The following is a 25,541-nucleotide window of genomic DNA, read 5'->3' as shown; positions in this document are numbered from 1 at the left end:
CTGCCGATCAGGCGCCGTCTTGATCTTTCAGGTGCTCGAACAGACCTTTTGGCATCTTCTTGCCGTTGGCTTCAAAATTGGCCTTTACGTTGTTGTAGGCCTCTTGCTCGTCGATGAAACCGTCATGGTTGGTGTCGATCTTGTCGAAGTCGGACTTCGGCGCGACTTTGAGGAATTCGGCGCGGGAAACCTTGCCGTCACCATCGCTGTCAGTCTTGGCCATCGAAGCATCGCCGCATTTGCCTTCACCGCATTTGCCTTCCGGCGCTTTCACCGAGGTATCGGCCGAAGCGACCATATAGCCCTGCGCCAGTGGCTGGGCGGCAAACACCGATCCGGACAACATCAGCCCGCCAGCCAAGGCTGCGCCGATCAGGCCAATGGATTTTTTACCGAGGGTCGAAGTACGGGACATTTACATTCTCCTGGCTGCACAACGCAACCACACGTTAAGGACGAAAGCCTGAGCAGGTGTGCTCGGGTGTGGCCATTAGGCGGTGGCGGTGTATCGCGACTGTGTCGCGCAGCGGGGGAGTTTGTAAGCGAAGGGCGATAAGGAGGGCGCAGATACACTACGAGACAGAATCACAAATCAAATGTAGGCCTTCGCCTGCTCGCGATAGCGGTGTATCAGACAACATCGTTGTCGTTTGACACACCGCTATCGCGAGCAGGCGAAGGCCTACAAGGTTTTTTAGTGCAGCTTCAGACGCGGCTCGGTGCCACGGCCAATCTTGCTGCCCAGCATCAGCATCGCCGTGCGGAACGGCCCGTACAGCGCCATCTGGTGCATGCGGTACAGCGACACGTAAAACATTCGCGCCAGCCAGCCTTCAAGCATCACGCTGCCGGTCAGGTTGCCCATCAAGTTACCCACCGCCGAAAAACGCGACAGCGAGATCAGCGAGCCGTAGTCGGTGTACTTGTACTCCGGCAGGGTCTTGCCTTCGATGCGCAGCTTCAGCGACTTGGCCAGCAACGACGCCTGTTGGTGCGCGGCTTGCGCCCGTGGCGGCACGTTACGGTCAGTGCCTGGTTGCGGGCACGCAGCGCAATCGCCGAAGGCAAAGATGTTCTCGTCGCGAGTGGTTTGCAGCGTCGGCAGCACTTGCAGCTGATTAATGCGATTGGTTTCCAGACCGTCGATGTCCTTGAGGAAACCTGGTGCGCGAATACCGGCAGCCCAGACTTTCAGGCTGGCCTTGATCTCATTGCCATCGGCCGTGATCAGACTGTCGGCGGTCACTTCGCTGACCGACGCGTTGGTCATGACCTTGACCCCGAGCTTTTCCAGGGTTTTGTGCACCGGCCCGCTGATACGCTCCGGCAGGGCAGGCAACACCCGTGGCCCGGCTTCGATCAGGGTGATGTGCATGTTTTCCGGTTTGATCCGGTCCAGACCATAAGCGGCCAACTCATGCGCAGCGTTATGCAGCTCTGCCGCAAGCTCGACACCGGTCGCACCAGCACCGACGATCGCCACGCTGATCTGCTCGACCACATCGGTTTGCCCGGCGTGTGCACGCAGGTAGTGATTCAACAGTTGCTGGTGAAAGCGCTCGGCCTGTTTGCGCGTGTCGAGGAACAGGCAGTGTTGCGCCGCGCCCTGAGTGCCGAAATCGTTGGTGGTGCTGCCGACACTGATCACCAGCGAGTCGTACTGCACTTCCCGCGCCGGCACCAGTTCTACGCCGTTTTCGTCGTAGGTTGCTGCCAGCTGGATTTTCTTCTGTGCGCGATCAAGCCCGCTCATGCGCCCCAGCTGGAACTCGAAGTGGTTCCATTTTGCCTGGGCAACATAGTTGAGTTCGTCTTCGGAAGAGTTCAGCGATCCGGCGGCCACTTCGTGCAGCAGCGGTTTCCAGATGTGCGTCAGGTTGGCGTCGACCAGCATCACGCTGGCCGTGCCGCGCTTGCCCAGAGTCTTACCCAGACGGGTAGCCAACTCCAGACCGCCGGCGCCGCCGCCGACAATAACAATACGATGGGACATAGGGATAACTCGCAAGGTTTTTAAAGGAAATCGGTGCGGTTACCCAAGCGAGCGCGAGGCAGCTCATAGCGTCAGGTAACTGATAAATCGGCTCAACAGGCCAAGACCAATGGTCACTGCCAGCACCAGCACCAGGAGCATCCACGGCCGGAATGGCCGGCGCTCGACTCGGTGTTGGGACAGTTGCAGGTACTCTTCGACATGTTTCTGGTCTTCAGGGTTCAGGCGGCTGGTCATATTTGCCTCGTCAGGTAGACGTTACTGAATGGGCAGAAGCTACAGCGGTTTTTACCCGGGGTTGAACGCAGCATAGCCGCTGTCCGGAACCGGCTCGACGCTCACACTATCTTCAAGGCGAATGATCCCGCTTTGTAACACCCGCGCGGTAATTCCGCCATGCCCGCGTACCGCTTGAAAGGTGCCCGGGCCGAGGTTGTTCTGCAGGCGTGCGCAGGGCTGACACCAGCCCGTGGTTTCGAATATTGCCTGACCGATGCGAAAGCGCCGACCCTTGAGGCTAAACAAATTGATACCGCTGATAACGAGATTGCGCCGCAGATCTTCAGGTCTGACCGGTTGATCATCAGGTCGCCCCATCAATGCGCTGATCACCGCCAAATGTTCCCACTGGATCAGGGTCACCTGCCGTGCGTTGCGCACACCAGGGCGGGCGTGATCGCCGGTCAATCCAGCTTCAAGTCGAGCCTCCACGGCATCAAGTTCGATCATCGGCCCACGGGATTCTGGACGCACGCCGATCCAGCGCACACATCCGGTCTGCGGCACATCGGCGATCAGTTGCTGCAGTGGCGTCACAGGCTGATCCCGACATCGAAAACGATGCTGCGACCGAGGTTGCTGCGCAGGAAGTCCGGTGCGTCCGGGTGGGCGAACAGCACTCGGGCGAACGTCGGTCCGACCAGCGACAGTGAGCGCCAGCCCTGGCGCAGATATTCAGTGGGCGGGGGAAAATGGCTGTTCAGGTCCAGTACCTCACGTTTAAGACTGGCGAAGGCGATGATATCCAGTTCGCCCAGATCCATGCCGCGTTCCTTGTAGTTGTGCGCTTTTTTGCGCAAGGTCGGCGCCAGTCGCATCAGGAATTCATTGGCCGGGATGCGCTTGGGCTTGGCTTCACGGCGCACCAGCTGGCTGAGAGAAAAGGCGCTGCGGCGTCGCTGCAGTTCATCGCGCCATTCGTCGTTGAGTCGGCGCCCCTCGTCGAGCACGAAGAACACCTCGAAATTGGCATCGCGAAACAGCACATCCGGCGGTTCGCCGGCCGGCGCGAATTCGTCGGCGCGGTAGGGAATGTTGAGGCCTTGCAGCAGGCGTTGGCAGACCCAACGCTCACGCTCCCATTTGCGGGCATTGGACAGAAAGGCGTTGGCCTGCTCGGCCGCGATGGTCAGCAGGCGTAAATAATCTGAGTCATCCATAAGCCCAAGCTTAGCGTTCAAATGCGACAAGCTGAAAGCGTTACGCGGCAAAGTGCATCAGTGGGCAGTCGAGAAGGGCGGTGTAGACTCATGGCAATCGATTATTTGCGCCAAACCGTGAGGACTCATCGTGAAATTTCGCTGGCTGCTGCTGTTTGCTGTTTTTCCGCTGTGTGCCCATGCACTCGAAACCGGCGAGCGTCTGGCTCCCTGGACGTTACTCGATCAGCACGAGCAACCCTTCACCCTCGACAACAGCACCACCACGCTGCTGGTGGCGCGCGATATGGACGGCGCCAAACTGATCAAAGAAGCGTTGAAGGATCGGCCCAAGGGCTATCTGGAGGCGCGCCACGCAGTATTCGTTGCCGACATCCAGCGCATGCCGGCGCTGATTGCCAAAATGTTTGCCGTACCGGCCATGCGCGACTACCGCTATCGAGTCATGCTCGATCGAGAAGGTCGGGTTGCATCGCGCTATCCCGGCGCGGAAGGGCAGGTGTTGTGGTTGCAACTCAAGGACGGTCAATTGCTCTCGCAACGTGAATACGCCAACGCGAGCGAGCTGCGCGAGGCACTGGAGAAGGCGCGCCCATGATCGGCGTCGAGGTGCTGGCGACTGAAAGTCTGCTGCTGGGCTGGCTGATTTACTTGCCGGTGTTGTTCTGGGCGATCCTGCGTGCACCGTGGGTCGAGTTGTTCAGCGACAGCCGGCGTCAGCATCTGCTGTTCGGCACCGTGTTTGCGTTGTTTCTGTTGTGGTTGATGCGCAGGGATTTCGACACGGGCGTGTCGTATCACTTCCTCGGCATGACGGCGGTAACGCTGTTGCTGGACTGGCCGCTGGCGATCGTCGGCGGGCTGGTGGCGCAAATCGGCCTGGTGCTGCTCGGGCGTCAGGATCTCGCGGCGATGGGGGTCAATGGTGCCTTGTTCATTTTGCTGCCGGTGCTGGTCACCGAGTGCGTGGCGATCCTCGTCGAGCGTGCGCAGCCGCGCAATCCGTTCGTGTACATCTTCTGTTCCGGATTTTTTGCCGCCGCGTTGTCGGCCCTGTTGTGCCTGGTCCTCAGCCTGACGCTGCTGTGGTACGACGGCCTCTTCGCCATGCCGGAGTGGCTGGAAGACTTCATCGGTTACGTGTGGCTGATCATTTTCCCCGAGGCGTTCATCAACGGCATGATCGTCAGTGCGCTGGTGGTATTCAGCCCGGAATGGCTGGAGACCTTCAACCGCACGCGCTACCTTTCGGCGCCGTGGAAGGACGACGACCCCAAGTCTTGATCCACATCAAACCCGCCACGCGCGGGAAATTTCATGCTCGCGCAAATCTCTTCAGGAGCAGCGGCATGAGCGTTTACGAGTGGGCAAGGCAGGAAACCAGGCAGAGTCTGGACATGGCGCAGGAGGTGGGCTTTGACCCGGGGTTGAGTTTGCGCGCCTTGCTCAGTGCGGTGGTGCAGCAGAGCAAGGCCGTGCGCAACGCCGAAGACCTGGCCGACGAGTTGCGCTTTCTGGCGGAAAACCTCGACGACGATCAGGACTACGGCTTTATGCGGCCCTGAGAGGATCAGTGGCGCGGATCGAAGTCACCGGAAAACAGTTCGTCCTCGGCATCCGGTGCGACCGGAATTTTGTGTTCTTCCGACGCCCAGGCGCCGAGGTCGATCAGTTTGCAGCGATCGGAGCAGAACGGCCGAAACTTGTTTTCGGCGGTGAATTCTACGGGGGCGCCACAGGTCGGGCATTCAACGGTGGGGATCTGGCTCATGCTTGGCCTCCGGATAAAGTCAGGTAAAAGTGATGCAGACGCTCGACTTCGCTGTGCAGCCAAGCGAGATCGCGGTCGTTGACCACCACGTCGTCGGCGCGGCTTACACGGTCTTCGCGGCTCGACTGAGCCTTGAGGATCGCCTGAACCTGCTGCTCGCTGGTCTGGTCACGCTGCAAGGTGCGTTCGATCTGCAATTGTTGCGGGGCGTCGATCACCAGGATGCGCTGGGTCATCGCGTATTGCCCGGATTCGATCAGCAGTGGCGAAACCAGAATCGCGTAAGGCGATTTTGCCAGCGCCAGGTGATGGGCGATTTCTTCGGCGATCAACGGATGCAGCAGCGCTTCGAGCCAGCGACGTTGCTCCGGCAATTCGAAGATCAGTTTGCGCAGGGCGGCGCGGTCCAGCGTGCCATCGGCCTGCAGCACGCCGGGGCCGAAGTGTTCGGCAATCTTTGCCAGGGCGGGACGGCCCGGTTCAACCACCCAGCGCGCCGCGTGATCGGCATCCACCACGTGGACACCCAAATCAATGAAGTGCTGAGCTGCCGCGCTTTTGCCGCTGCCGATGCCGCCGGTGAGGCCGAGAATCCAGGGTTTTTCCACAGGGGTATTCATTTCAAACCGACAAACTGCCAATAGAAGTCGGTTATTTGACCACCCCAGAGCAAGGCAATCCAGCCAGCAATTGCCAGCCACGGGCCAAAGGGTATCGGCGTGGAGGTTTTCTCATTGCGCAAGCGCAGTAAAACCACCCCGATAATGGCGCCCACCAGCGATGAGAGGAGGATGGTCAGCGGCAGAATCTGCCAGCCGCCCCACGCGCCAAGCAGCGCCAACAGCTTGAAATCACCGTGGCCGATGCCGTCCTTGCCGGTCAGCAGCTTGAACAGCCAGAACACCGACCACAGCGCCATATATCCGGCCACCGCGCCCCACAGTGCATCGTGCAACGGCACGAACACGCCGAAGCTGTTGACGATCAACCCCAGCCACAGCAACGGCAGCACCAGCACATCGGGCAGCAGTTGATGTTCGGTGTCGATCAGGCTCATCGCCAGCAACCCCCAGGAGAGCAAGATCAACAAGCACGCCGGCCAACCGAAACCGAAGTGCCAGGCGATGAAGGCCGAGAGCAACCCGCAAGTCAGTTCGGTCAAAGGATAGCGTTTGCTGATGGGCGCCGCGCACGCTGAACAACGCCCGCGCAGCCATAGATAACTGAGCAGGGGAATGTTTTCCCACGGACGGATCCGGTGGGCGCAATGCGGGCATTCGGAGTGCGGCAGCATCAGGTTGTAGGTCGGCAACGGCGCTTCGCCGGGCAAACCGAGTACGTCGTGGGCTTGCTGGCGCCAATCGCGTTCGAGCATTTTCGGCAGGCGCCAGATCAGCACGTTAAGGAAACTGCCGACCACCAGACCCAGCAGCAGGGCGGTGAAAACAAAGGCCAGTGGATACAGGGCGAACAGTTCGTCGATAGGCATGTCAGATCGCTGAGCCGAGTTGGAAAATCGGCAGGTACATGGCCACGACCAGCCCACCGACGATCACCCCCAGCACTACCATGATGAATGGCTCCATAAGGCTGGTGAGGTTGTCGACCATGTTATCCACTTCCTCTTCGTAAAACCCCGCGACCTTGTCGAGCATCTCGTCCAGCGCGCCGGACTCTTCGCCGATCGCGGTCATCTGCACGGCCATGTTCGGAAATACCCCGGTGCTGCGCATCGAAAAATTCAGCTGCATGCCGGTCGAAACGTCCTGACGAATCCGCAACACGGCACGCTTGAACACCACGTTGCCGGTGGCGCCGGCCACTGAGTCGAGCGCTTCCACCAGCGGCACACCGGCAGCGAATGTGGTCGACAGGGTTCGAGCGAATCGCGCCACCGCAGACTTGTACATCAGCGTGCCCACCAAGGGCAGTTTCAACAGCCAGGTGTCTTTGCGGTCGCGTAATGCCTGAGATGTTTTCAGTGCATGGCGGGTACCAAAGATCGCCGCGACCAGCGCGCCGAGCATCGCCCACCACCATTGCTGCATGAATTCCGACAGGCTGATCACCATCAGGGTGAAGGCCGGCAGTTCGGCGCCGAACCCCGAGAACACCGACTGGAATTGCGGCACCACTTTGACCAGCAGGATCCCGGTCACGACTGCCGCCACCAGCACCACGGCGGTGGGGTAGGTCATGGCTTTTTTGATCTTGGCCTTGAGCCGTTCGCTTTTTTCCTTATAGGTCGCGACGCGTTCCAGCAACGTGTCGAGGGCGCCGGACTGCTCGCCCGCATCGACCAGATTGCAATACAACTCGTCGAAATACTGCGGCTTCTTGCGCAGGGCTGTGGCGAAGCTGTTACCTGCCGCGACCTCCTGTTTTATCTCGTCCACCAGCTTGCGCATGGCCGGGTTTTCAAAGCCTTCGCCAATGATGTCGAACGACTGCAGCAGCGGCACTCCGGCCTTCATCATGGTCGCCATCTGCCGGGTGAACAGAGCGATGTCCTGGGCCTTGATGCGTTTGCCAAAACTCAACAACGAGGCGGACTTCTTGCGCACCTTGCCGGGATTGATCCCCTGTTTACGCAGTTGTGCCTTGATCAGTGCCGGGTTCTGTCCGCTCAACTCACCGGTGACTTTGCTGCCTTTCCTGTCCGTGCCTTCCCAGGCATAGATACTGATTTTCGCTGCCTTGACCGCCATGTTCAGTCCTTGGTGACCCGGTTGATTTCTTCAAGGCTGGTGATGCCTTGCATGGCCTTGTGCAGCCCGGAGGTGCGCAGGTCGTCGAAGCCGTCGCGGCGCATTTGAATGTCGATTTCCAGCGAGTTGCCTTCGGCCATGATCAAGCGTTGCAACTCCGGTGTGTTTTTCACCACTTCATAAATCCCCACGCGTCCCTTGTAACCGCCGTTGCAGTGATCGCAACCGACCGGCTCGTAGATCGTGAAATGGCCGATGCGTTCCTCGGGGAAGCCTTCCTTGATCAAGGTTTCGCGTGGGATCTCGATGGCTTTCTTGCAGTGGCTGCAGAGCTTGCGTGCCAGGCGCTGGGCAATGATCAGGCTGACCGAGGTGGCAATGTTGAAGCCGGGAATGCCCATGTTGTGCAGGCGCGTCAGGGTTTCCGCGGCGCTGTTGGTGTGCAGGGTCGAGAGCACCAGGTGACCGGTCTGCGCAGCTTTGATGGCGATCTCGGCGGTTTCCAGGTCGCGGATCTCACCGACCATGATCACGTCCGGGTCCTGGCGCAGAAACGAGCGCAACGCCTGAGCAAAGTCGAGTCCTTGTTTAGGATTGACGTTGACCTGGTTGATGCCTTCCATGTTTATCTCCACCGGGTCTTCGGCGGTGGAGATGTTGATGTCGACGGTATTGAGGATATTCAGGCCGGTGTAGAGCGACACGGTTTTACCCGACCCGGTGGGGCCGGTGACCAGAATCATGCCCTGTGGCTGCTTGAGTGCGGCCATGTACAGATCCTTTTGCTCGGGCTCATAGCCGAGGGCGTCGATACCGATCTGCGCGCTGGACGGGTCGAGAATCCGGATCACCACTTTTTCGCCCCACAACGTGGGCAGCGTGTTGACCCGGAAATCGATCGACTTGCTTTTCGACAGGCGCATCTTGATCCGCCCGTCCTGCGGTTTGCGCCGTTCCGAGATATCGAGGCTGGCCATGACTTTCAGGCGTGCGGCGATGCGCCCGGCCAGTTGAATCGGTGGTTTGGCCACCTCACGCAGGATGCCGTCGGTGCGCACCCGCACCCGGTAGTTTTTCTCGTAAGGCTCGAAGTGCAGGTCGGAAGAGCCACTCTTGATCGCGTCGAGCAGCATCTTGTGCACGAAACGCACCACCGGCGCATCGTCGGCATCGAGGCCACCGATGGCGTCCTGCTTGCTGTCGTCGACGGATTCGACATCGAGGCCGTCAAGATCGACATCGGCCATGTCTTCCAGGCCACTGCTGTGGGTGTCGAAGAACTTCTCGATGGCATCGGTGAGCTTGTCGTCCTCGACCAGAATGGCTTCGGTGCTCAGCCCGGTGCTGAACTGAATGTCGTTGATCGCTTGATGGTTGCTCGGGTCGGAGATGCCGACGAACAGCTTGTTGCCACGTCGCCACAAGGGCAGGGCATGGTGCTGACGCACAAGTTTTTCGCTGACCAGGCCCTTGGGTTGGGTTTCCTTGTCGAGGCAATTGAGATCAAGGAACGCCATGCCGAAATGCTCGCTGGCAATCTCGGCCACTTGCCAGCTCTTGACCAGTTTGTTCTGCACCAGATAGCTGACCAGCGACAGGCGATTGCGCTGGGCCTGTTGCCAGGCTTGCTGGGCGCTTTTTTCCGTGAGCAGTTCGGCCTGGACCAATTGCTTGGCCAGACCGCTCAGAGCGATGTCATTCATGGGAATTCCGCACACTTGCAGTTCATGACTTATAGCCTAGTCAAGTGACAGCGCCAAACACGGCGGGTGCAGGTGACAAAAAGTGTCAGATAGTGCGGTTGCAGGTTGTAGGAATTGGCGTTGCAAGCGCTTCGCGCCCCAATGGGCGGGTCTTGAAGGCATTGGCATGGCCTATGCTGCGTCACTTTCAGATCATGAGATTTCGACTCATGCATGGAGCGTGTCTATGAAAAAACAACAAGGGTTTACGCTGATCGAGCTGTTGATCGTGGTGGCGATCATCGGGATTCTGGCGACCATCGCCCTGCCGCAGTATTCCAAGTATCAGGCGCGGTCGAAGGTGACGGCGGGGCTGGCGGAGATCAGTGCGATGAAAGTGCCGTTCGAAGACACCATCAACCAAGGTACCGATCCGACGCTGACGCTGGTGGCCGGTAGTGCCACGGTCACAACGTCAAATTGCGCCGTGACCGCATCGGGCACCGCTTCGACCGGGGCCGGCACCATTGTCTGCACAATCAAGAACGCTCCTGGCCCTGTTCTGGACAAAACCATTACCTTGACCCGTTCATCGGGCACCGGTGCTGGCGTCTGGACTTGCGGCACCACTGTGGCGCCGGACTATTCGCCAAAAGGCTGCACCGCCAGTGGTACATAAGTTGAATGTGTGCTGAACAGGATGCCCCGCTTTGCGGGGCATTTTTCATTGCGCGACACTTCACAAAAGCTTCAATAATTTCAGCGTCTTAGGAACTTTCCAAAAAACCGCAACTTGCATGTGAATATTGCGCATGTCATGCAAATTGCATGATTTCGAAAATCTGCGTTAAACATAAGATATTGATTTATAAGGATTTTGTGTTGATGGAAAAGTTGGCACAGCGTTCGCAACTACCTTGGTAACCCTGCTGACAAGACAACCAGCAGACTTTCCAGAAAAACAGGAGTTACTCGTATGAAGAAGTTCGCTATCACTGCCGCTGCTGCTACCGCGCTGACCCTGACCATGGCTTCCGGTGCATTCGCACAATCCACTCAGGCTACCCAGGCTCCAATGACTCTGGCTGCCGGTGAAGTCACCCAGGCTAAAGAAGCTACTTCTGACACCTGGATCACCACCAAAGTCAAAGCTGACCTGGTCACCGAAAAAGGCATTCCAGGTACTGACATCAAAGTAGAAACCAACAAAGGCGTTGTATCGCTGTCGTCGACTACTGCTGTAACTGAATCGCAGAAAGACGTTGCTGTAGCGATCGCCAAGAAAATCAAAGGCGTTAAAGCGGTCTCTGCTGACGGCCTGAAAGCCGAGTAAGGCATGACTTCTCGCCTGGACCGGGAGAAGGCGCGACAGACGGGCCGAGCAATACGTCTGCCGCAACTTTAGAGTTCATGCGAACGGTCACACGGAGGTGACCATTACGGGCCCCGGCACTTGTGTCGGGGCCTGTTCTATTTTTAGAAGCAAAAGATCGCAGCCTTCGGCAGCTCCTACAGGGAAATGCATTCCAGATTGTAGGAGCTGCCGAAGGCCGCGATCTTTTGCTTTTTCAGTTGCCGCGTTTGCTGTTGATCTGCCGCAGGCGATTGCCTTCAAAGCGCAGGTATTGGTACATGCCGTTGCTCGGGCCGTAAGTCCATTCCTCGACCTGAAACTCCTCGCGGCGATTGGCGCTGCGCTTGTAGCCCAACACATCACGGCTGACCGGCTCACCGCATTTCTGCAGGACTTCGCTGGACCGGTCGCCAAGGCTGATCAATTGACTGCCGCAGCGCAGCGTATCGGACGCCGAGGCGTGACTGGCCGCGAGCGTCATTGCGAGCAAGGCCAGCCACTGAAGTTTCATCACTCGGCATCCAGATGCATTTGCGTGACCACGCGGCCATCGCTTTCGGCCTCGCCAAGGTTGGCGTCGATGAAGTACACGCGGTCGTCTGCCAGTTGGCCTTTATCGACCAGATAATCCTTGATGCTGCTGGCGCGGTCCTGACCCAACTGACGCAACAGCACGTCGCTGCCACTCCAGAACTTGATCACGCCTTCGCGCATTTTCGCCGTACGTTCTTCCTTGCCCAGATCCTTCCATTCCGCCGGTGGCTGGGTTTTCAGGCGGGTGCGGTAAATGCCTTCGAGCAGCGGACCTTTCTCGCTGTCCGGCACTTGCAGCAACGACGCCTGCGCCGGGACTTTATCGCCGCGACGCTGGAGCATCTTGTAGTAGTTGTACTGGTATTCACGTTCCAGACGCTGCTCGGCGAGCAATGGGCCATCGCTGCTTTGCGCGGCAGTACCCTCGATTTCCAGGCGCAGTGCCGGACGTTCCTTCAGTGCTTGGGACAGCTTGATCAGCGCCGCTTCGGCATCCTTGCTCAACTCGCTGGAGCCGGGCGCAAACGACACAGTGCCAAGATCTTGCGAACCGCCGCCACTGATCAACCCGCCGATCATTTTGAACGGCGCGGCCGCGGCTTTGACGATCAGGTTGCGCAAGGTCTGCCAGACAATCGGCATCACGCTGAATTGCGGGTTGTTCAAGTCGCCGGTCACCGGCAATTCGATGGAGATCTTGCCGTCGACGTCCTTGAGCAGGGCAATCGCCAGTTTCAGCGGCAGGCTCACGGCATCCGGGCTGTCGACTTTTTCGCCGAGCTGCAATTGTTCGACCACCACTTTGTTTTCGGCTTTGAGCTGGCCCTTGGTGATCAGGTAATGCAGGTCGAGGTTGAGCCGACCCTTGCGAATGCGGTAACCGGCGAATTTGCCGGAGTAGGGCGTCAACGTCGTCAGTTCGACCCGTTTGAAACTGGTGGCGATGTCGAGGCTGGCCATCGGGTCGAACGGATTGACCGCGCCCTTGATGGTCACCGGTGCATAGCGGTCGACCTTGCCTTTGATGTCGACGCTGGCCGGTTTTGCCTGGCGGCTGTCGATGGTGCCGATCTGGCCGTTGAGCTGCTGCACGGCGGTGGCGAAGTTGGGCGTCAGGCTGAAATCGGCGAAGTTGGCCGAGCCGTCATTGATCGCGATGCCACCGATGTGAATGCCCAGCGGTTTTTCGTTGCTGGCTGGTTTGGCTGCTGTGCTCTTTGCGCCACTGTCAGCGGGCTGCGGGATCAGCAGATCATCAATGTTGGTGGTGCGATCATCGTTGATCATGAACCGCGCGTACGGCTGGAACAGGTTGACCCTGTCGATCGACAGACTGTCGCCGTGCTGATAATTCAGGCCTTCGACCACCACTTGCTGCCACTTGAGGAAATCGCGGGTTTTCAGGGTGTCGAGGGTGTGCAGTTGATCGATCTGCGCGCGGCCGGTGACGCTGAGCGCCAGTGGTTCGGTGCTTTTTAGGTTGACCTTCAGGTCACTGCCGAGCATGCCGCTGCGCAGTTCCAGGCGAATGAAAGGATTGATGTAGGACTGTGCGACGCGCAGGTCGATGTCCTGGGTTTTCACGTTGAGCTGGGCGTTGACCGGGGCGAGATTGACGGTGCCGTCGGCGGTGATCTTGCCTTGCTTGCCCACGCCGCTTTCGAGCTTGAGCTTGAAGGGCGAGCCGTTGAGGCTGTCGAAATCCTGCAGGTCGACGTTGAGTGGGGTGATATCCAGTGCTACTGCCGGTTGGGCCGAGCGGTCGGCCAGATGCACGGTGTAGTTACGCAATTGCACGTCTTTGAGCAGCACTTGCCAAGGCTTGCTTGGCGCAGTCGGTTCAGCTTTCGGCGAGTCGGCAGCGGCGGGCGTGCTGGCAGGTTCTGCGGCGGCTTTGGCGGCCGGTTTCGACGGTTGGCTGGCGAACAGTTTCTGCCAGTCCAGTTGGCCGTCAGCTTCGAGCGCCGCCCAGGTTTCCAGTTTGTTGCTGCGGATCTTGCCGACCACGACTTGTTGCTTGGCCAGATCCAGCGAGGTTTCGCTGATGTCGAGACGTTCGAGTTTTGCCAGTGGGCGTCCATCAGGCGCCTTGATCGCGAAGGGCGCGATGCTCACCGCGACATTGTTCAACTGCAGTTCGGTTTCTTTCGACAGATTGAGTTTGTATTCGCTGCTGAGACTGATCACGCCGTCTTCAAGTACCAGCGGCACCGAGTCTCGCACGTAGGGCCAGAAGGCTTTCATCTTGCCGTCGGTGACTTTCAGGGTGCCTTCGGAAGTGAACGGGATCAGGCTGAAATTGCCACTCCAGTCGATCCGGCCACCGGCCGGGCCGATGGCGACCAGGGTCATGTCGGCGCTGTCTTCGGGCAGGGTGCTGAGGTTTTTCAGCTCGAAGCTGAGATCGTCGTAGAGAAACTCGATGGGTTCGCTGGGGCGCACGTCCTCAAAGTGCACGACGCCGCCGGCCAGTTTGATGTTGTCGATGCGCAGCGGGAACGGTTTGGCGTCCGGGTTGGCTGGTGTCGGCTCACTGGCCGGCACATTGAACAGGCCCAGCAGGTTGAGTTTGCCGTCTTTGGCGAAAAGGATTTCGCTCTTTGGTTTGTCCAGTTCGATGTTGGACAGATGCAGGGCTTTGGTCCACAGGCTGTCGATTTGCAGGTCGGCGTACAAGCGATCGAAGCCGATCTGTTCCTTGCCCGGCTCGCCGATGACCAGCCCCCACAGGGTGACTTCAAGGCTGAACGGGTTGAGCTCGATACGCTGGATATGCGCCGGCACCGTCGCGTAATTGGCCAGTTGTTGATTGGCCACACGCAGGGCGATGCCCGGCAAAATCAGAAACCCCAGCAGGCTGTAGAGGGCCAGAGCAGTCAACAAGGCGCCAATTGCGCGAATCAATCCTTTGGGCATGTGCGGCTTCATCTGTCTGAATCGGAGTGCCTTGGAGTATGGCACGCGATTCTGGTTCCGAAGTACCTCGCATGGAGCAGGATTGTTCAGATTTCTCTCAAAACACAGAACCCCTGTGGGAGCTGGCTTGCCAGCGATGAGGGAATACCAGTCGACAACTTTGTTGACTGACCCACCGCAATCGCTGACAAGCCAGCTCCCACAGGGTTGTTTATAGCTGCAGGATCAGGGTTTTCAGCGGCGGTTGCTGGTCCATGGACGGGAAGTCGGCGCCCGGGGTCATCACGCTCCACTCACGCACCGGTCGCCCGGCCTTCTCGGCGCAGCGCAGCACCTGTTCGCGCCAATCGTCCATGCTGACTTTCGCCAGGTTGTTGCAGCAGATCAGCACGCCGTTGTCGGCGGTGGTCAGCAAGGCCGGTTTGAGCAGGCTCTGATAGTCGCGCAGCAGGTCGACGGTACCGAATGCGCTCTTGGCCCAGGCGGGCGGATCAAGCAGGACCAGATCGTATTGACGCTGATCGAGGCGCTGGTAGCTCGGCAGTTTCTGCCCCCGACGCTGGCTGATCGGCAGGCCGGCGAGTTGCCGGATTGCCGGGAAGTAGTCCGACTGAATGAATTCCATCTCCGGCAACTGCGGGTTAAGCCGACCGTTTTCGCGTCCGACCGCCAGATTGCCTTCGGCGAAATCCAGATTGCACACTTCACTCGCGCCGCCGGCGGCGGCACTGAGGCCAACGCCGCAGGTGTAGGCAAACAGGTTGAGCACGGATTTACCTTTGGCGTGATCCTTGACCCAGCCGCGCGTGTTGCGCAGGTCGAGGAACAGCAGCGGATCCTGCCCGGCATGACGCCCGCGCACACGGTAGTTGAGGCCCCATTCGTGACCGACCAGATCAACCAGTGCGGCGTCTTCGGCTTTGTAGACGCTGTCTTCACGGTCGATGCGCGAGTTGCCACGGGAGCGGTCGTTGTAGACCAGCAAGGTTTCCAGGCCCAGGGTTTGATTGACCATCGCGTGCAGTTGCAGCAGGTCATCGCGTTCCAGCGTCTGGTGAAAACTCTGCACCAGCAGTTGCGGGCCGTAGCGGTCGATGGTCAGACCGCCGGCGCCTTCCTGGCTGCCGTGGAACAGCCGATAGCAATCGGTGCCCTGGCTGTGCAGCACAGCGAGCAAGTCCTGGCGTTGATCGAGGGCGGCGCGCAGCGCCTGATTCAAGGAAGACATGCATGCGCCTTGCTGGAGAGAATTGGGGCGCGGGAGTTTAGCAGCTTGGCGGGTAACCGAGGTGCTGCCTTCGCGAGCAGGCTCGCTCCCACATGGGAATGCATTCCAAATGTGGGAGCGAGCCTGCTCGTGAAGCTTTTTAGGTCAACAGGCCCATCCGCCGTTTCGCTCGTTGCACCGAACCATTGCGCATCGCCCAACGCAGCATCGGTGCGCTGCGCCTGACGCTGGCGCGAATCAATTGCCGTTGCAGCGAGCTCTGCCGGACATCGAGCATGTCGCTGGCCCAGTCCGGCAGCAGGTCGATGCCGGCCTTCATCATCAAATCACCAAAGGGTCGCGCCAGAACACTCGGCGCCGGTGCTGCGAGCAACAATCGCAAAACCTCGCGGCTGCGTTCATCGCACAACAACTGCGGGCGCATGCGTTGCAGATAGTCGGCCACGGCTTGCCGTGATTTCGGCACATCCCGCGCGCCCAGGCGTTCGGCAATCACGGCGATTTCCGCGTAATAACGATCCTGATCCGCCCCCGACAAATGCGGATTGCGATAACGCAAATGCGCGGCGAGAAAGTTACTGACTTCGGCCACATGCACCCACGTCAGCAAATCCGCATCGCTGGCCGCGTAAGGGCGGCCATCCGGCGCGGTGCCGACCACTTGCAGGTGAATGGTGCGCACCTTCTCGATCAACCAGTCGGCGTCGCGTCGCGAGCCGAACGTGGTGCCGGATACAAACTGACTGGTGCGCCGCAAACGCCCGAGCATGTCTTCACGAAAATTCGAATGATCCCAAACCCCGGCCAGTGCCAGCGGATGCAAAGCCTGCAGCAACAACGCACTGATACCACCGATCAACATGCTGCTGAAATCGCCGTGCACTTGCCAACTGACTGAGTCGGGGCCGAACAGGCCGGGGTCGCCCTTGGGGTTTTCCAGGTCGAGTTGACCGAGCGACAGCCCGGTCAGGCTCATGAGTTGGTTTTCAATACGACTGCGGATGAATTCCATGACCACTCAGTGCGAAAGGGCGGGCGCGGTCGGTTGACCACGCCAGGGGTGTTACTGATTGAGGCGCTTGTCGATCAGTCCCTGCACCACACTCGGGTCGGCCAAGGTCGAGGTGTCGCCGAGGCTGTCGAGTTCGTTGCAGGCGATCTTGCGCAAGATGCGCCGCATGATCTTGCCTGAACGGGTTTTCGGCAAGGCCGGCGCCCACTGGATCAGGTCGGGCTTGGCGAAGCTGCCGATTTCCTTGCTGACGTGGGCGAGCAGTTCTTTCTTCAGCTCGTCATTCGGTTCGGTGCCGTTCATGGGCGTGACGAAGGCGTAGATGCCCTGACCTTTGACGTCGTGGGGGTAACCGACCACGGCGGCTTCGGCGATGCTGTCGTGCAGCACCAGCGCGCTTTCCACTTCAGCCGTGCCGATGCGGTGGCCGGAAACGTTAATCACGTCGTCGATGCGCCCGGTGATCCAGTAGTCGCCATCCTCGTCGCGGCGTGCGCCGTCGCCGGTGAAATAGTAGCCGGGGTAGGGTTTGAAATAGGTGTCGACCATTCGCTGCGGGTCGCCATAGACGCTGCGGATCTGCGCCGGCCAACTCGACTTGATCGCCAGCACGCCGCTGCCGGCGCCTTTGATTTCCTTGCCGTGTTCATCGAGCAGCACCGGTTGCACGCCGAACATCGGTTGTGTGGCGCAGCCCGGTTTGATTCGCTGGGCGCTGACCAGCGGGCTGAGCATGATGCCGCCGGTTTCGGTCTGCCACCAGGTGTCGACGATGGGGCAGCGCTGTTCTCCTACGACATTGAAATACCATTCCCACGCTTCAGGGTTGATTGGCTCGCCGACGCTGCCGAGCAATCTGAGGCTGGCGCGCGAGGTTTCTTTCAATGGTTCGGCACCTTCGCGCATCAACGCGCGCAGAGCGGTGGGTGCAGTGTAGAAAATATTGACCTTGTGTTTATCGATGACCTGCCAGAATCGTGAGCTGCTCGGATAACTCGGTACGCCTTCGAACATCAGCGTGGTCGCGCCGTTGGCCAGCGGGCCGTAGACGATATAGCTGTGACCGGTGACCCAGCCGACGTCGGCGGTGCACCAAAACACTTCGCCGTCGCGGTAATCGAGCACGTATTTGAAGGTCATCGCCGCTTGCAGCAAATAGCCGCCGGTAGTGTGCAGCACGCCTTTGGGTTTGCCGGTACTGCCGGAGGTGTAGAGGATGAACAGCGGATCTTCGGCGTCCATCGGTTCTGGCGGGCAATCGTCGCTGACATCGCGCACGGCCTGGTGATACCAGATATCGCGCCCCTCGACCCAGTCGACCTTGCCTTGGCTGCGCTCGACCACCACGACGGTGCTGACGTCCGGGCAACTTTGCAGGGCTTTGTCGACGTTCTGCTTCAGTGGCACGAACTTGCCGCCGCGCACGCCTTCATCTGCAGTGATCACCGTGCGGCAATCGGCATCGAGAATGCGGTCACGCAGGGAATCAGGGGAGAAACCGCCGAACACCACCGAGTGAATCGCGCCGATCCGCGAACAGGCGAGCATGGCGTACGCGGCTTCGGGGATCATCGGCATGTAGATGCACACCCGGTCACCTTTCTTCACGCCACGGCTTTTCAGCACGTTAGCCAAGCGGCAGACGTGGTGGTGGAGTTTTTTATAAGTGATTTGCGCCGACTCGGCGGGATCGTCGCCTTCCCAGAGCAGGGCGGTCTGCTCGCCGCGCTGTTCCAGGTGACGGTCGATGCAGTTGTAGCTGACGTTCAGTTTGCCCCCGGCAAACCAGGCGGCTTCACCGGTTTTCAGGTCGTAGCGCTGAACGGTCTGCCACGGCGTGCTCCAGTCGAGGAAACGCGTGGCCTGTTCGGCCCAGAAGGCCGTGGGGTGTTCAATGGATTCGCGGTAAAGCCGTCGATACTCATCCTGACTCAATTGCGCAGCCCGGCGGACGGCATCGGCTTTGGGGAACGTGCTGATATCAAACATGACGGTTCCTTATTCTTGTGGTGCGACAAGGATAAAGATGCGCTGATGGGGGGAAGGGATCAAGGCCGCCCCTCACCCTAACCCTCTCCCAAAGGGAGAGGGGACTGACCGAGGTGTTTGGGCTTGATACATCGACTTGAAATTCCGGAGTCGAACTCAAGTATTGAAAAGCGTGAAAATCGGCTCCCTTTCCCCCTCTACCCCTTGGGGGGAGAGGGCTGGGGTGAGGGGGAAGCGATTTGGCTGCCACCGCGAAATCCACGCCAAACGCCAGACGAAAAAAAGCCCCTGAACTTCAGGGGCTCTCTATCAAGCAACAGATCAACCGCGGTGACGACCGCGGAAGTAGTTGATCAGGCCCTGGGTGGAAGGATCATCAGCAAGGGTTTCATCGCTGCCGACCAGGCGGTTGTAAACGCCTTTGCCCAGTTCCTTGCCCAACTCCACGCCCCATTGGTCGAAGGCGTTGATGCCCCAGACCACGCTCTGTACGAACACTTTGTGCTCATACATGGCAACCAATGCGCCGAGGCGACGCGGGCTGATGCGTTCGACCACGATGGTGTTGCTCGGGCGGTTGCCCGGGATCACCTTGTGCGGCGCGAGTTTGTGCACCTGCTCTTCGCTCATGCCCTTGTCGCGCAATTCCTGCTCGGCTTCCGGCAGGGTCTTGCCGAGCATCAGCGCCTGGCTCTGCGACAAGCAGTTGGCGTACAGCCACTGATGGTGGTCGGAGACCGGGTTGAAGCTGACGATCGGCACGATGAAGTCGGCCGGGATCAACTGCGAACCTTGATGCAGCAACTGGTGGTAGGCGTGCTGACCGTTGCAGCCGACGCCGCCCCAGATCACCGGACCGGTATCGGTCGACACCGGCGTGCCGTCCTGACGCACGCTCTTGCCGTTGGATTCCATGTCCAGCTGTTGCAAGTGCTTGGTGATGTTGCGCAGGTAGTGGTCGTACGGCAGGATCGCGTGGCTTTGCGCGCCCCAGAAGTTGCCGTACCAGACACCGAGCAGGGCCAGCAGCACCGGCATGTTCTGTTCGAACGGCGCGGTCTGGAAATGCTGGTCCATGGTGTAGGCGCCGGACAGCAGCTCCTTGAAGTTGGACATGCCGATGGCCAGGGCAATCGGCAAACCGATGGCCGACCACAGCGAGTAACGACCGCCAACCCAGTCCCACATCGGGAAGATGTTTTCTTCACGGATACCGAACGCCACGGCTGCCGCGTTGTTGCTCGATACAGCGATGAAGTGACGATACAGCTCGGCTTCCGAACCGCCCTGTGCCAGGTACCAGGCACGAGCAGCCTGAGCGTTCTTCAGGGTTTCGAGGGTGTTGAACGACTTCGACGAAACAATGAACAGCGTGGTCTCGGCGCGCAGTTTCTGCGTCAGCTCGTGGAATTCGCTGCCGTCGATGTTCGCCAGATAATGGCAACGCACGCCTTTCTGCGCGTACGACAGCAGTGCTTCGGAGACCAGCTCAGGGCCGAGGAACGAGCCACCGATGCCGATGTTGACCACGTCGGTGATCGGCTTCTCGGTGTAACCACGCCACAGACCGTCGTGGATGCGGCCGACCAGATCGGTAATCTGGTTCAGAACCTTGTGGACTTCCGGCATCACGTTGACGCCGTTGACCGACAGTTTGTCGCCTACCGGGCGGCGCAGGGCGGTGTGCAGCGCCGGGCGGCCTTCGGAAGTGTTGACGATTTCGCCTTCAAACAGCGCTTTGATGGCGCCTTTGAGATCGACTTCATTGGCCAGACCGACCAGCAGGTTGCGGGTCTGGGCGTTGATCAAATTCTTCGAATAATCGAGAAACAGTCCGCAGCTGCTGAGGGTGAACTGGTTGAAGCGCTGCGGATCGGCGTTGAAGGCTTCGCGCATGCTGAAATCCTGCATGGCTTGGCGGTGATCTTTCAACGCTTGCCAGGCGGGCAGAGCGGTAACGTCTTGAGGAGTGAGGTAATACGCCATCGCTGCGGTTTTCCTTTTTACTTGAACGGCCTTTTGAACACTGAACAGACCCGGCACGCCATGTTTGGGCATGGGATCAACTGCGTCGACACGATTTCTGGACACAGGGCGAATACAGTAAACCTCGCGCTGCGTTCTGTCTTGACTTTGTCTGACCAGATCCCTGTACTTTTTTAACATCGAGACCGGGAACTGGCCGACAAACGGAGGGGGAGCGGGGCGGTTTCGCGATCAGGCGAGCTGAACCGGGATGGCGTTGCTGGTGTGGCTCAGCTCATTGCCCGGCGCCATGTAAAGCATGCGCGGCTTGAAATTGACCAGCTCGGCTTCGCTGTAATGGGCGTAGGCACAAATGATCACGCGGTCGCCAACCTTGGCCTTGTGTGCAGCGGCGCCGTTGACGGAGATCATCCGCGAGCCTTCTTCGCCACGAATCGCGTAGGTGGTGAAACGCTCGCCGTTGTCGACGTTGTAAATCTGGATCTGCTCGTATTCACGGATGCCGGACAAGTCCAGCCACTCGCCATCGATGGCGCACGAACCTTCGTAATCGAGCACCGCATGAGTGACTTCGGCGCGGTGCAGTTTGGCCTTGAGCATGATCGCGTGCATGAGGGTTTTCCCGGGTTGGAATCGAACGGCGGGCAGTGTGCCCGAAGGCTTTGAGGGCGGCAATACAGCTGGAATGCAATCTTCATGACGCTGAAAAACACTGTAGGAGTGAGCCTGCTCGCGATAGCGGTGTGTCATTCAACACTGATGCTGACTGACACACCGCTATCGCGAGCAGGCTCACTCCTACAGGGGGTATTGCGGTGTAGGTTAAACCGGGGTATCGAGATTCAGGTGCAGGTTGTCGATCAACCGCGTAGTGCCGAGGAATGCGGCCACCAGAATCACCAGATCACGGTCTTCAGCCGTCGCCGGACGCAGGGTCAGGGCGTGGCGGATTTCCAGGTAATCCGGACGCAACCCAGATGCCTCCAGCAGTTGCTGCTGAGCACTGATCAACGCCGGGAAATCCCGTTCGCCTTGCTTGATCGACTCGGCAATGTTGCTCAGGCTGCGATAAACCACCGGGGCCACCGCACGTTGTTCTTCGCTGAGGAAGCCATTGCGCGAGGACAGCGCCAGGCCGTCGGCGGCACGCACAGTCGGTTCGCCAATGATCTGGATCGGCATGTTCAAGTCGTGCACCAGGGCGCGAATCACCGCCAGTTGCTGATAATCCTTCTGGCCGAAAATCGCCAAATCCGGCTGGACCATGTTGAACAGCTTGCTGACCACGGTCGCCACGCCTTCAAAGTGCCCCGGACGGCTGGCGCCGCACAGGCCTTCGGACAATTGCGGCACGCTGACCCGAGTCTGTCCGGCCATGCCGTCGGGGTACATTTCTTCGACCGTCGGGGCGAAGAGCAGGGAGCAACCGGCTTCGAGCAGCTTCTCCTGATCCGCTGCCAAGGTGCGCGGGTATTTATCGAGGTCTTCGCCGGCGCCGAATTGCAGCGGATTGACGAAAATGCTCGCGACCACGAAATCCACACGTTGCGTGGCTTTGGTGATCAGTGCAACGTGACCGCTGTGCAGATTGCCCATGGTCGGCACGAAGCCGATGCGCTTGCCTTCGCTACGGGCGCGGGCGACAGCGGCGCGCAGTTCGCGTACGGTTTTAACGGTGTTCATGCAGAGAATCCGTGTTCGATGCCAGGGAACGTGGTGGCTTTGACTTCGTTGACGTAAGCCTTCAGCGCGGACTGGATGCTGTCCTGACCCTGCATGAAGTTCTTCACGAACTTCGGCATGCGGCCAGTGATCGACAGGCCGAGCATGTCGTGCAGCACCAATACTTGACCGTCGGTGGCGTTACCGGCGCCGATCCCGATCACCGGAATCTTCACTGCCTGGCTGATTTCAGCGGCCAGTTCACTCGGCACGCATTCGAGCAGCAGCATCGCCGCACCGGCCTGTTCCAGCGAAATCGCGTCAGCGCGCATCTGCCGTGCCTGGTTCTCGTTGCGACCCTGCACTTTATAGCCGCCAAGAATGTTCACCGCTTGCGGGGTCAGGCCCATGTGCGCGCACACCGGTACACCGCGTTCGGCGAGCAGACGGATCGACTCGGCGAGCCACAACTGACCTTCGACCTTGACCATGTGCGCACCGGCCTGCATCAGCATGGCGCTGTTGGTCATGGTTTGTTCAAGGGTGGCGTTGGCCATGAACGGCAGGTCGGCAAGGATCAGGGCATCAGTGTTGCCGCGTTTGACGCAAGCGGTGTGGTAGGCCATTTCTGCGGTGGTCACCGGCAACGTGCTGTCGTGACCTTGCAGGACCATGCCGAGGGAGTCGCCCACCAGCAGCACTTCGACACCGGCCTCATTACAGGCGTGGGCGAAGGTCGCGTCATAGCAGGTCAGCATGGTGATCTTTTCACCTTTCTGCTTGAGGCTCTGGAGCGTGGTCAGGGTGATGGCTGGCATGTAAAAAATCCTCGTTCAGGCGCTCTGGAAACTACTGCGAGTAACGCGCGTGATTCTTCATCTACTCAGGCGCACGCTCTTTTGTCGTGCTTATAAGGCCTGGATTGCGCCCGTATGTGCCGGGTTGGCGGCAGCGGGACGCCTATAGTCGTGATGAGCCAACAGGAAGTCAATTGCGTGTGTTACCGCATTGTTACGAGGGGAGTGTTACCGCCGTTACTGATGCGATTCAGCGGCGCGGCGGGCCTGATTCGCGGGGTTTTTGTCCGACAATAAATCTGGATATGGAAAGCTATTCCTGTAGGAACTGCGGAACGCTGCGATCTTTTGATCTTGATTTTGAAGATCAAAAGATCGCAGCGTTCAGCAGCTCCTACAAGGGATTTATGTCAGGCGTGGGGGAGGCGTTCCAAGCCGACGAACGGGCAGGCTGCCAGCAGATTGGAGAGGTTGCGGCCATCGGCCAGGCGCAGGTCCTGTGGGGCCAGTTCGGCGAGCGGATACAACACGAACGCGCGTTCCTGAATCTGGTAATGCGGGACTTTCAGGCGCGGCTCGTCGATCAGTTGATCGCCGAACAGCAGAATATCCAGATCCAGCGTACGAGGCCCCCAACGCTCAAGGCGTTCGCGACCTTGATCGTTTTCGATGGCTTGCAGCGCGTCGAGCAGTGCAATCGGCGCAAGATCGCTGTCGAGCGCCGCGACCGCGTTGGTGTAACGCGGCTGGCCCGGCAGCAATGAATCGCTTTGATAAAAGGCAGAAACGCCAGCGAGCAGGGTCTGCGGCAATTGCCCCAGCGCCTCGACGGCGCTGCGCAACTGTTCGGCCGGGTCAGCGAGGTTGCTGCCCATGCCGATGTAGATGCGTTCCATGCCTTTACTCGCCTGTCGAAGCGCTCGGTGCGCCGGCGCGTTTGCGCTTGGAACCGCTGCTGCGGCGACGTTTGCGCGGCGCGCCACTGGCGTCATCACCTTTACCGCTGAGGTCGCGGATCATGTCGCGGCGCTCGCTGTCGTTGGCGTCCTGATAATCCGTCCACCATTCGCCCAGGCCATCGGTTTCCTCGCCAGCGCTTTCACGCAGCAGCAGGAAGTCGTAACCGGCACGGAAACGCGGGTTGTCCAGCAACAGGTCGGCACGTTTGCCGCTGCGCCGTGGCAGACGCTCCTGCATGTCCCAGATCTCGCGGATCGGCATGGTAAAACGCTTCGGAATCGCAATGCGCTGGCACTGTTCGGCGATCAGTTCGTGAGCGCCTTCCTGCATCGCCGGAATCGGCGGCATGCCACGTTCTTGCAGACGCAGCACGCGGGCCGGCAAAGCAGGCCACAACAGCGCGGCAAACAGGAACGCCGGGGTCACCGGTTTGTTCTGCTTGATGCGCAGGTCGGTGTTGGTCAGCGCTTCGCTGATCAGCGTGTGCGTGTACTCCGGGTTGTGTTCCAGCGCATCGGCACTGGCCGGGAACAATGGGGCGAACAGCTGCAGATCAACCAGCATTTCGAAAGTGATCGCACCGTGTCCCGAGAGGAACAGCTTGAGCACTTCTTCGAACAGACGCGCCGACGGGATCTCGCGCAGCATTGGCGCCAGTTCACGGATCGGCTGCACGGTGTGCTTTTCAATGCCGAAATTGAGCTTGGCGGCGAAACGCACCGCGCGCAGCATGCGCACCGGGTCTTCCTGGTAACGCTGCTTCGGATCACCGATCAAGCGGATCAGGTGGTTGCGGATATCGTGTACGCCGTTGGCGTAATCGAGGATGCGCTCGCTGACCGGATCGTAATACAGGGCGTTGATGGTGAAGTCGCGGCGTTGCGCGTCTTCTTCCAGGGTGCCGTAAACGTTGTCGCGCAGAATCCGCCCGCTCTCGTTACGCGAAGACTGGTTGCTGTCTTCGTCGTCTTCGTTTACCGGGTGATTGGCGCGGAAGGTCGCGACTTCAATGATTTCGCGGCCGAAATGGATATGCACCAGTTTGAAGCGGCGACCGATGATCCGCGCATTGCGGAATTCGGCACGGACTTGCTCGGGGGTGGCGCTGGTGGCGACGTCGAAATCCTTGGGCGTGATGCCCAGCAGCATGTCACGCACGCAACCGCCGACCAGATAAGCCTGGTAACCGGCACCTTGCAGGCGTTCGACGATATTCACCGCATAGCGGCTGAACTGCGTTTTCTGCAGCGAATGTTGGCCGCTGTTGAGCACTTCAGGGGTGCTGCGGATGTGTTGCGTACGACGCACGGGAGTTCGGAATGACTGGAACAACTTCTTCAGCATGGGATGCACTGTTTGAAGGAATGTTCGGCCATACCAAAGAATGACCGCATGATGGGCGCAGATTCTAGCATTTAGTCGGGGGATGGTGTAGGACACGGCCGATTTGAGCTGCAAGCCGCAGGCTACAGGCATCGCGCACGATAAAAAGGGGGGATTTTGCTACGAG

Annotated in this window: 26 protein-coding genes; 5 read left to right on the top strand and 21 right to left on the bottom strand. The window is 59.4% G+C overall.

The features are described 5' to 3' along the window. Positions 1-7 precede the first annotated feature (7 nt). The 5 genes from ACZZ0A_RS21150 to ACZZ0A_RS21130 all read right to left on the bottom strand — a co-directional run bounded on the left by ACZZ0A_RS21150 (position 8) and on the right by ACZZ0A_RS21130 (position 3,432). The gene (locus ACZZ0A_RS21150) at positions 8-415 is read right to left on the bottom strand and encodes an HvfA family oxazolone/thioamide-modified RiPP metallophore (protein WP_463543693.1); all 408 of its coding nucleotides are present in this window, start codon (positions 413-415) and stop codon (positions 8-10) included. A 279-nt stretch (positions 416-694) separates the two neighbouring features. Continuing rightward, positions 695-1,993, bottom strand: a complete 1,299-nt coding sequence (locus tag ACZZ0A_RS21145; protein WP_007909874.1) for an NAD(P)/FAD-dependent oxidoreductase — start codon at positions 1,991-1,993, stop codon at positions 695-697. 63 nt (positions 1,994-2,056) lie between these two features. Further along, a complete protein-coding gene (locus ACZZ0A_RS21140) occupies positions 2,057-2,230 on the bottom strand; it encodes a DUF3094 domain-containing protein (protein ID WP_007909875.1) in 174 nt (57 codons plus the stop codon). Between the two features lie 51 nt (positions 2,231-2,281). After that, positions 2,282-2,809, bottom strand: coding sequence for an MOSC domain-containing protein (locus ACZZ0A_RS21135; RefSeq protein ID WP_122607918.1), 528 nt, complete (start codon positions 2,807-2,809; stop codon positions 2,282-2,284). Then, positions 2,806-3,432: a DUF1780 domain-containing protein gene (locus ACZZ0A_RS21130; RefSeq protein WP_008078503.1), complete on the bottom strand. Its 627-nt coding sequence runs from the start codon at positions 3,430-3,432 to the stop codon at positions 2,806-2,808. The genes ACZZ0A_RS21135 and ACZZ0A_RS21130 overlap by 4 nt, the downstream gene beginning before the upstream one ends. Before the next feature lie 130 nt (positions 3,433-3,562). Here ACZZ0A_RS21130 and ACZZ0A_RS21125 point away from each other — a divergent pair, with 130 nt between their 5' ends. The 3 genes from ACZZ0A_RS21125 (at position 3,563) to ACZZ0A_RS21115 (ending at position 4,997) form a co-directional block, all read left to right on the top strand. After that, positions 3,563-4,030, top strand: a complete 468-nt coding sequence (locus ACZZ0A_RS21125) for an FAD/FMN-containing dehydrogenase (protein ID WP_095114081.1) — start codon at positions 3,563-3,565, stop codon at positions 4,028-4,030. Continuing rightward, positions 4,027-4,716 (top strand): energy-coupling factor ABC transporter permease, encoded by a 690-nt coding sequence (locus ACZZ0A_RS21120; protein WP_463543692.1) that lies wholly within the window; start codon positions 4,027-4,029, stop codon positions 4,714-4,716. Before ACZZ0A_RS21125 ends, ACZZ0A_RS21120 begins: the two co-directional genes overlap by 4 nt. Before the next feature lie 65 nt (positions 4,717-4,781). Next, complete coding sequence (locus ACZZ0A_RS21115) at positions 4,782-4,997, top strand: hypothetical protein (protein ID WP_007909901.1); 216 nt, start codon at positions 4,782-4,784, stop codon at positions 4,995-4,997. A gap of 5 nt (positions 4,998-5,002) precedes the next feature. On the opposite strand, the gene yacG is transcribed toward ACZZ0A_RS21115, so the two are convergent. The 5 genes from yacG to pilB are packed head-to-tail and all read right to left on the bottom strand — an operon-like array spanning position 5,003 to position 9,614. Continuing rightward, positions 5,003-5,203: a DNA gyrase inhibitor YacG gene (gene yacG / locus ACZZ0A_RS21110; protein ID WP_007909902.1), complete on the bottom strand. Its 201-nt coding sequence runs from the start codon at positions 5,201-5,203 to the stop codon at positions 5,003-5,005. Beyond that, on the bottom strand, positions 5,200-5,823 hold the full coding sequence (coaE, locus tag ACZZ0A_RS21105; RefSeq protein WP_463543691.1) for a dephospho-CoA kinase: 624 nt from the start codon (positions 5,821-5,823) through the stop codon (positions 5,200-5,202). Before coaE ends, yacG begins: the two co-directional genes overlap by 4 nt. Beyond that, a complete protein-coding gene (locus tag ACZZ0A_RS21100; RefSeq protein WP_463543690.1) occupies positions 5,820-6,692 on the bottom strand; it encodes a prepilin peptidase in 873 nt (290 codons plus the stop codon). Before ACZZ0A_RS21100 ends, coaE begins: the two co-directional genes overlap by 4 nt. Before the next feature lies 1 nt (position 6,693). Beyond that, positions 6,694-7,911 carry a type II secretion system F family protein gene (locus ACZZ0A_RS21095; protein ID WP_463543689.1) on the bottom strand — a complete coding sequence of 406 codons (1,218 nt, stop codon included), beginning with the start codon at positions 7,909-7,911 and terminating at the stop codon, positions 6,694-6,696. Between the two features lie 2 nt (positions 7,912-7,913). Beyond that, complete coding sequence (pilB, locus tag ACZZ0A_RS21090; RefSeq protein WP_463543688.1) at positions 7,914-9,614, bottom strand: type IV-A pilus assembly ATPase PilB; 1,701 nt, start codon at positions 9,612-9,614, stop codon at positions 7,914-7,916. Between the two features lie 226 nt (positions 9,615-9,840). Between pilB and ACZZ0A_RS21085 the strand changes: the two genes are divergently transcribed. Both ACZZ0A_RS21085 and ACZZ0A_RS21080 read left to right on the top strand, forming a co-directional pair. Beyond that, entirely contained in the window at positions 9,841-10,272 is a 432-nt protein-coding gene (locus ACZZ0A_RS21085) for a pilin (protein ID WP_007909907.1), read from the top strand. A 297-nt stretch (positions 10,273-10,569) separates the two neighbouring features. Then, positions 10,570-10,926, top strand: a complete 357-nt coding sequence (locus ACZZ0A_RS21080; protein WP_047600285.1) for a BON domain-containing protein — start codon at positions 10,570-10,572, stop codon at positions 10,924-10,926. Positions 10,927-11,161: 235 nt separating this feature from the next. Here the strand turns inward: ACZZ0A_RS21080 and ACZZ0A_RS21075 are convergent, their stop codons facing one another. The 11 genes from ACZZ0A_RS21075 to ACZZ0A_RS21025 form a co-directional block, all read right to left on the bottom strand. After that, complete coding sequence (locus tag ACZZ0A_RS21075) at positions 11,162-11,458, bottom strand: DUF2845 domain-containing protein (protein WP_007909909.1); 297 nt, start codon at positions 11,456-11,458, stop codon at positions 11,162-11,164. Then, entirely contained in the window at positions 11,458-14,409 is a 2,952-nt protein-coding gene (locus tag ACZZ0A_RS21070; protein WP_463543687.1) for a DUF748 domain-containing protein, read from the bottom strand. The genes ACZZ0A_RS21075 and ACZZ0A_RS21070 overlap by 1 nt, the downstream gene beginning before the upstream one ends. A 199-nt stretch (positions 14,410-14,608) precedes the next feature. Beyond that, positions 14,609-15,625 carry a class I SAM-dependent rRNA methyltransferase gene (locus tag ACZZ0A_RS21065; protein WP_414916782.1) on the bottom strand — a complete coding sequence of 339 codons (1,017 nt, stop codon included), beginning with the start codon at positions 15,623-15,625 and terminating at the stop codon, positions 14,609-14,611. Positions 15,626-15,764: 139 nt separating this feature from the next. Next, the gene (locus ACZZ0A_RS21060; RefSeq protein WP_463543686.1) at positions 15,765-16,637 is read right to left on the bottom strand and encodes an oxygenase MpaB family protein; all 873 of its coding nucleotides are present in this window, start codon (positions 16,635-16,637) and stop codon (positions 15,765-15,767) included. A gap of 51 nt (positions 16,638-16,688) precedes the next feature. Continuing rightward, a complete protein-coding gene (gene acs, locus ACZZ0A_RS21055) occupies positions 16,689-18,626 on the bottom strand; it encodes an acetate--CoA ligase (protein WP_007909913.1) in 1,938 nt (645 codons plus the stop codon). A 321-nt stretch (positions 18,627-18,947) separates the two neighbouring features. Then, a complete protein-coding gene (gene pgi / locus ACZZ0A_RS21050) occupies positions 18,948-20,612 on the bottom strand; it encodes a glucose-6-phosphate isomerase (RefSeq protein ID WP_007909914.1) in 1,665 nt (554 codons plus the stop codon). Between the two features lie 231 nt (positions 20,613-20,843). Beyond that, positions 20,844-21,224 carry an aspartate 1-decarboxylase gene (gene panD, locus ACZZ0A_RS21045; RefSeq protein ID WP_003205654.1) on the bottom strand — a complete coding sequence of 127 codons (381 nt, stop codon included), beginning with the start codon at positions 21,222-21,224 and terminating at the stop codon, positions 20,844-20,846. A 210-nt stretch (positions 21,225-21,434) separates the two neighbouring features. Further along, positions 21,435-22,295: a pantoate--beta-alanine ligase gene (gene panC / locus ACZZ0A_RS21040; RefSeq protein ID WP_007909915.1), complete on the bottom strand. Its 861-nt coding sequence runs from the start codon at positions 22,293-22,295 to the stop codon at positions 21,435-21,437. Then, complete coding sequence (gene panB / locus ACZZ0A_RS21035) at positions 22,292-23,092, bottom strand: 3-methyl-2-oxobutanoate hydroxymethyltransferase (protein ID WP_463543685.1); 801 nt, start codon at positions 23,090-23,092, stop codon at positions 22,292-22,294. The genes panC and panB overlap by 4 nt, the downstream gene beginning before the upstream one ends. A gap of 389 nt (positions 23,093-23,481) precedes the next feature. Continuing rightward, a complete protein-coding gene (gene folK, locus ACZZ0A_RS21030) occupies positions 23,482-23,967 on the bottom strand; it encodes a 2-amino-4-hydroxy-6-hydroxymethyldihydropteridine diphosphokinase (protein WP_463543684.1) in 486 nt (161 codons plus the stop codon). A gap of 4 nt (positions 23,968-23,971) precedes the next feature. Further along, a complete protein-coding gene (locus tag ACZZ0A_RS21025) occupies positions 23,972-25,375 on the bottom strand; it encodes a polynucleotide adenylyltransferase PcnB (RefSeq protein ID WP_038369032.1) in 1,404 nt (467 codons plus the stop codon). Between the last annotated feature and the right edge of the window lie 166 nt (positions 25,376-25,541).

This window comes from Pseudomonas sp. AC242 (assembly GCF_979258655.1).
Note: the sequence above shows the minus strand (reverse complement) of the source record. Positions and strands in the feature narration are given on the sequence as shown.

Bases quoted from the DNA above. Each gene is read 5' to 3' on its own strand.
- ACZZ0A_RS21150 (WP_463543693.1), bottom strand. From the start codon at position 415: ATGTCCCGTACTTCGACCCTCGGTAAAAAATCCATTGGCCTGATCGGC.
- ACZZ0A_RS21145 (WP_007909874.1), bottom strand. From the start codon at position 1,993: ATGTCCCATCGTATTGTTATTGTCGGCGGCGGCGCCGGCGGTCTGGAG.
- ACZZ0A_RS21140 (WP_007909875.1), bottom strand. From the start codon at position 2,230: ATGACCAGCCGCCTGAACCCTGAAGACCAGAAACATGTCGAAGAGTAC.
- ACZZ0A_RS21130 (WP_008078503.1), bottom strand. From the start codon at position 3,432: ATGGATGACTCAGATTATTTACGCCTGCTGACCATCGCGGCCGAGCAG.
- ACZZ0A_RS21120 (WP_463543692.1), top strand. From the start codon at position 4,027: ATGATCGGCGTCGAGGTGCTGGCGACTGAAAGTCTGCTGCTGGGCTGG.
- ACZZ0A_RS21115 (WP_007909901.1), top strand. From the start codon at position 4,782: ATGAGCGTTTACGAGTGGGCAAGGCAGGAAACCAGGCAGAGTCTGGAC.
- yacG (WP_007909902.1), bottom strand. From the start codon at position 5,203: ATGAGCCAGATCCCCACCGTTGAATGCCCGACCTGTGGCGCCCCCGTA.
- coaE (WP_463543691.1), bottom strand. From the start codon at position 5,823: ATGAATACCCCTGTGGAAAAACCCTGGATTCTCGGCCTCACCGGCGGC.
- ACZZ0A_RS21100 (WP_463543690.1), bottom strand. From the start codon at position 6,692: ATGCCTATCGACGAACTGTTCGCCCTGTATCCACTGGCCTTTGTTTTC.
- ACZZ0A_RS21095 (WP_463543689.1), bottom strand. From the start codon at position 7,911: ATGGCGGTCAAGGCAGCGAAAATCAGTATCTATGCCTGGGAAGGCACG.
- pilB (WP_463543688.1), bottom strand. From the start codon at position 9,614: ATGAATGACATCGCTCTGAGCGGTCTGGCCAAGCAATTGGTCCAGGCC.
- ACZZ0A_RS21085 (WP_007909907.1), top strand. From the start codon at position 9,841: ATGAAAAAACAACAAGGGTTTACGCTGATCGAGCTGTTGATCGTGGTG.
- ACZZ0A_RS21080 (WP_047600285.1), top strand. From the start codon at position 10,570: ATGAAGAAGTTCGCTATCACTGCCGCTGCTGCTACCGCGCTGACCCTG.
- ACZZ0A_RS21075 (WP_007909909.1), bottom strand. From the start codon at position 11,458: ATGAAACTTCAGTGGCTGGCCTTGCTCGCAATGACGCTCGCGGCCAGT.
- ACZZ0A_RS21070 (WP_463543687.1), bottom strand. From the start codon at position 14,409: ATGAAGCCGCACATGCCCAAAGGATTGATTCGCGCAATTGGCGCCTTG.
- ACZZ0A_RS21065 (WP_414916782.1), bottom strand. From the start codon at position 15,625: ATGTCTTCCTTGAATCAGGCGCTGCGCGCCGCCCTCGATCAACGCCAG.
- ACZZ0A_RS21060 (WP_463543686.1), bottom strand. From the start codon at position 16,637: ATGGAATTCATCCGCAGTCGTATTGAAAACCAACTCATGAGCCTGACC.
- acs (WP_007909913.1), bottom strand. From the start codon at position 18,626: ATGTTTGATATCAGCACGTTCCCCAAAGCCGATGCCGTCCGCCGGGCT.
- pgi (WP_007909914.1), bottom strand. From the start codon at position 20,612: ATGGCGTATTACCTCACTCCTCAAGACGTTACCGCTCTGCCCGCCTGG.
- panD (WP_003205654.1), bottom strand. From the start codon at position 21,224: ATGCACGCGATCATGCTCAAGGCCAAACTGCACCGCGCCGAAGTCACT.
- panC (WP_007909915.1), bottom strand. From the start codon at position 22,295: ATGAACACCGTTAAAACCGTACGCGAACTGCGCGCCGCTGTCGCCCGC.
- panB (WP_463543685.1), bottom strand. From the start codon at position 23,092: ATGCCAGCCATCACCCTGACCACGCTCCAGAGCCTCAAGCAGAAAGGT.
- folK (WP_463543684.1), bottom strand. From the start codon at position 23,967: ATGGAACGCATCTACATCGGCATGGGCAGCAACCTCGCTGACCCGGCC.
- ACZZ0A_RS21025 (WP_038369032.1), bottom strand. From the start codon at position 25,375: ATGCTGAAGAAGTTGTTCCAGTCATTCCGAACTCCCGTGCGTCGTACG.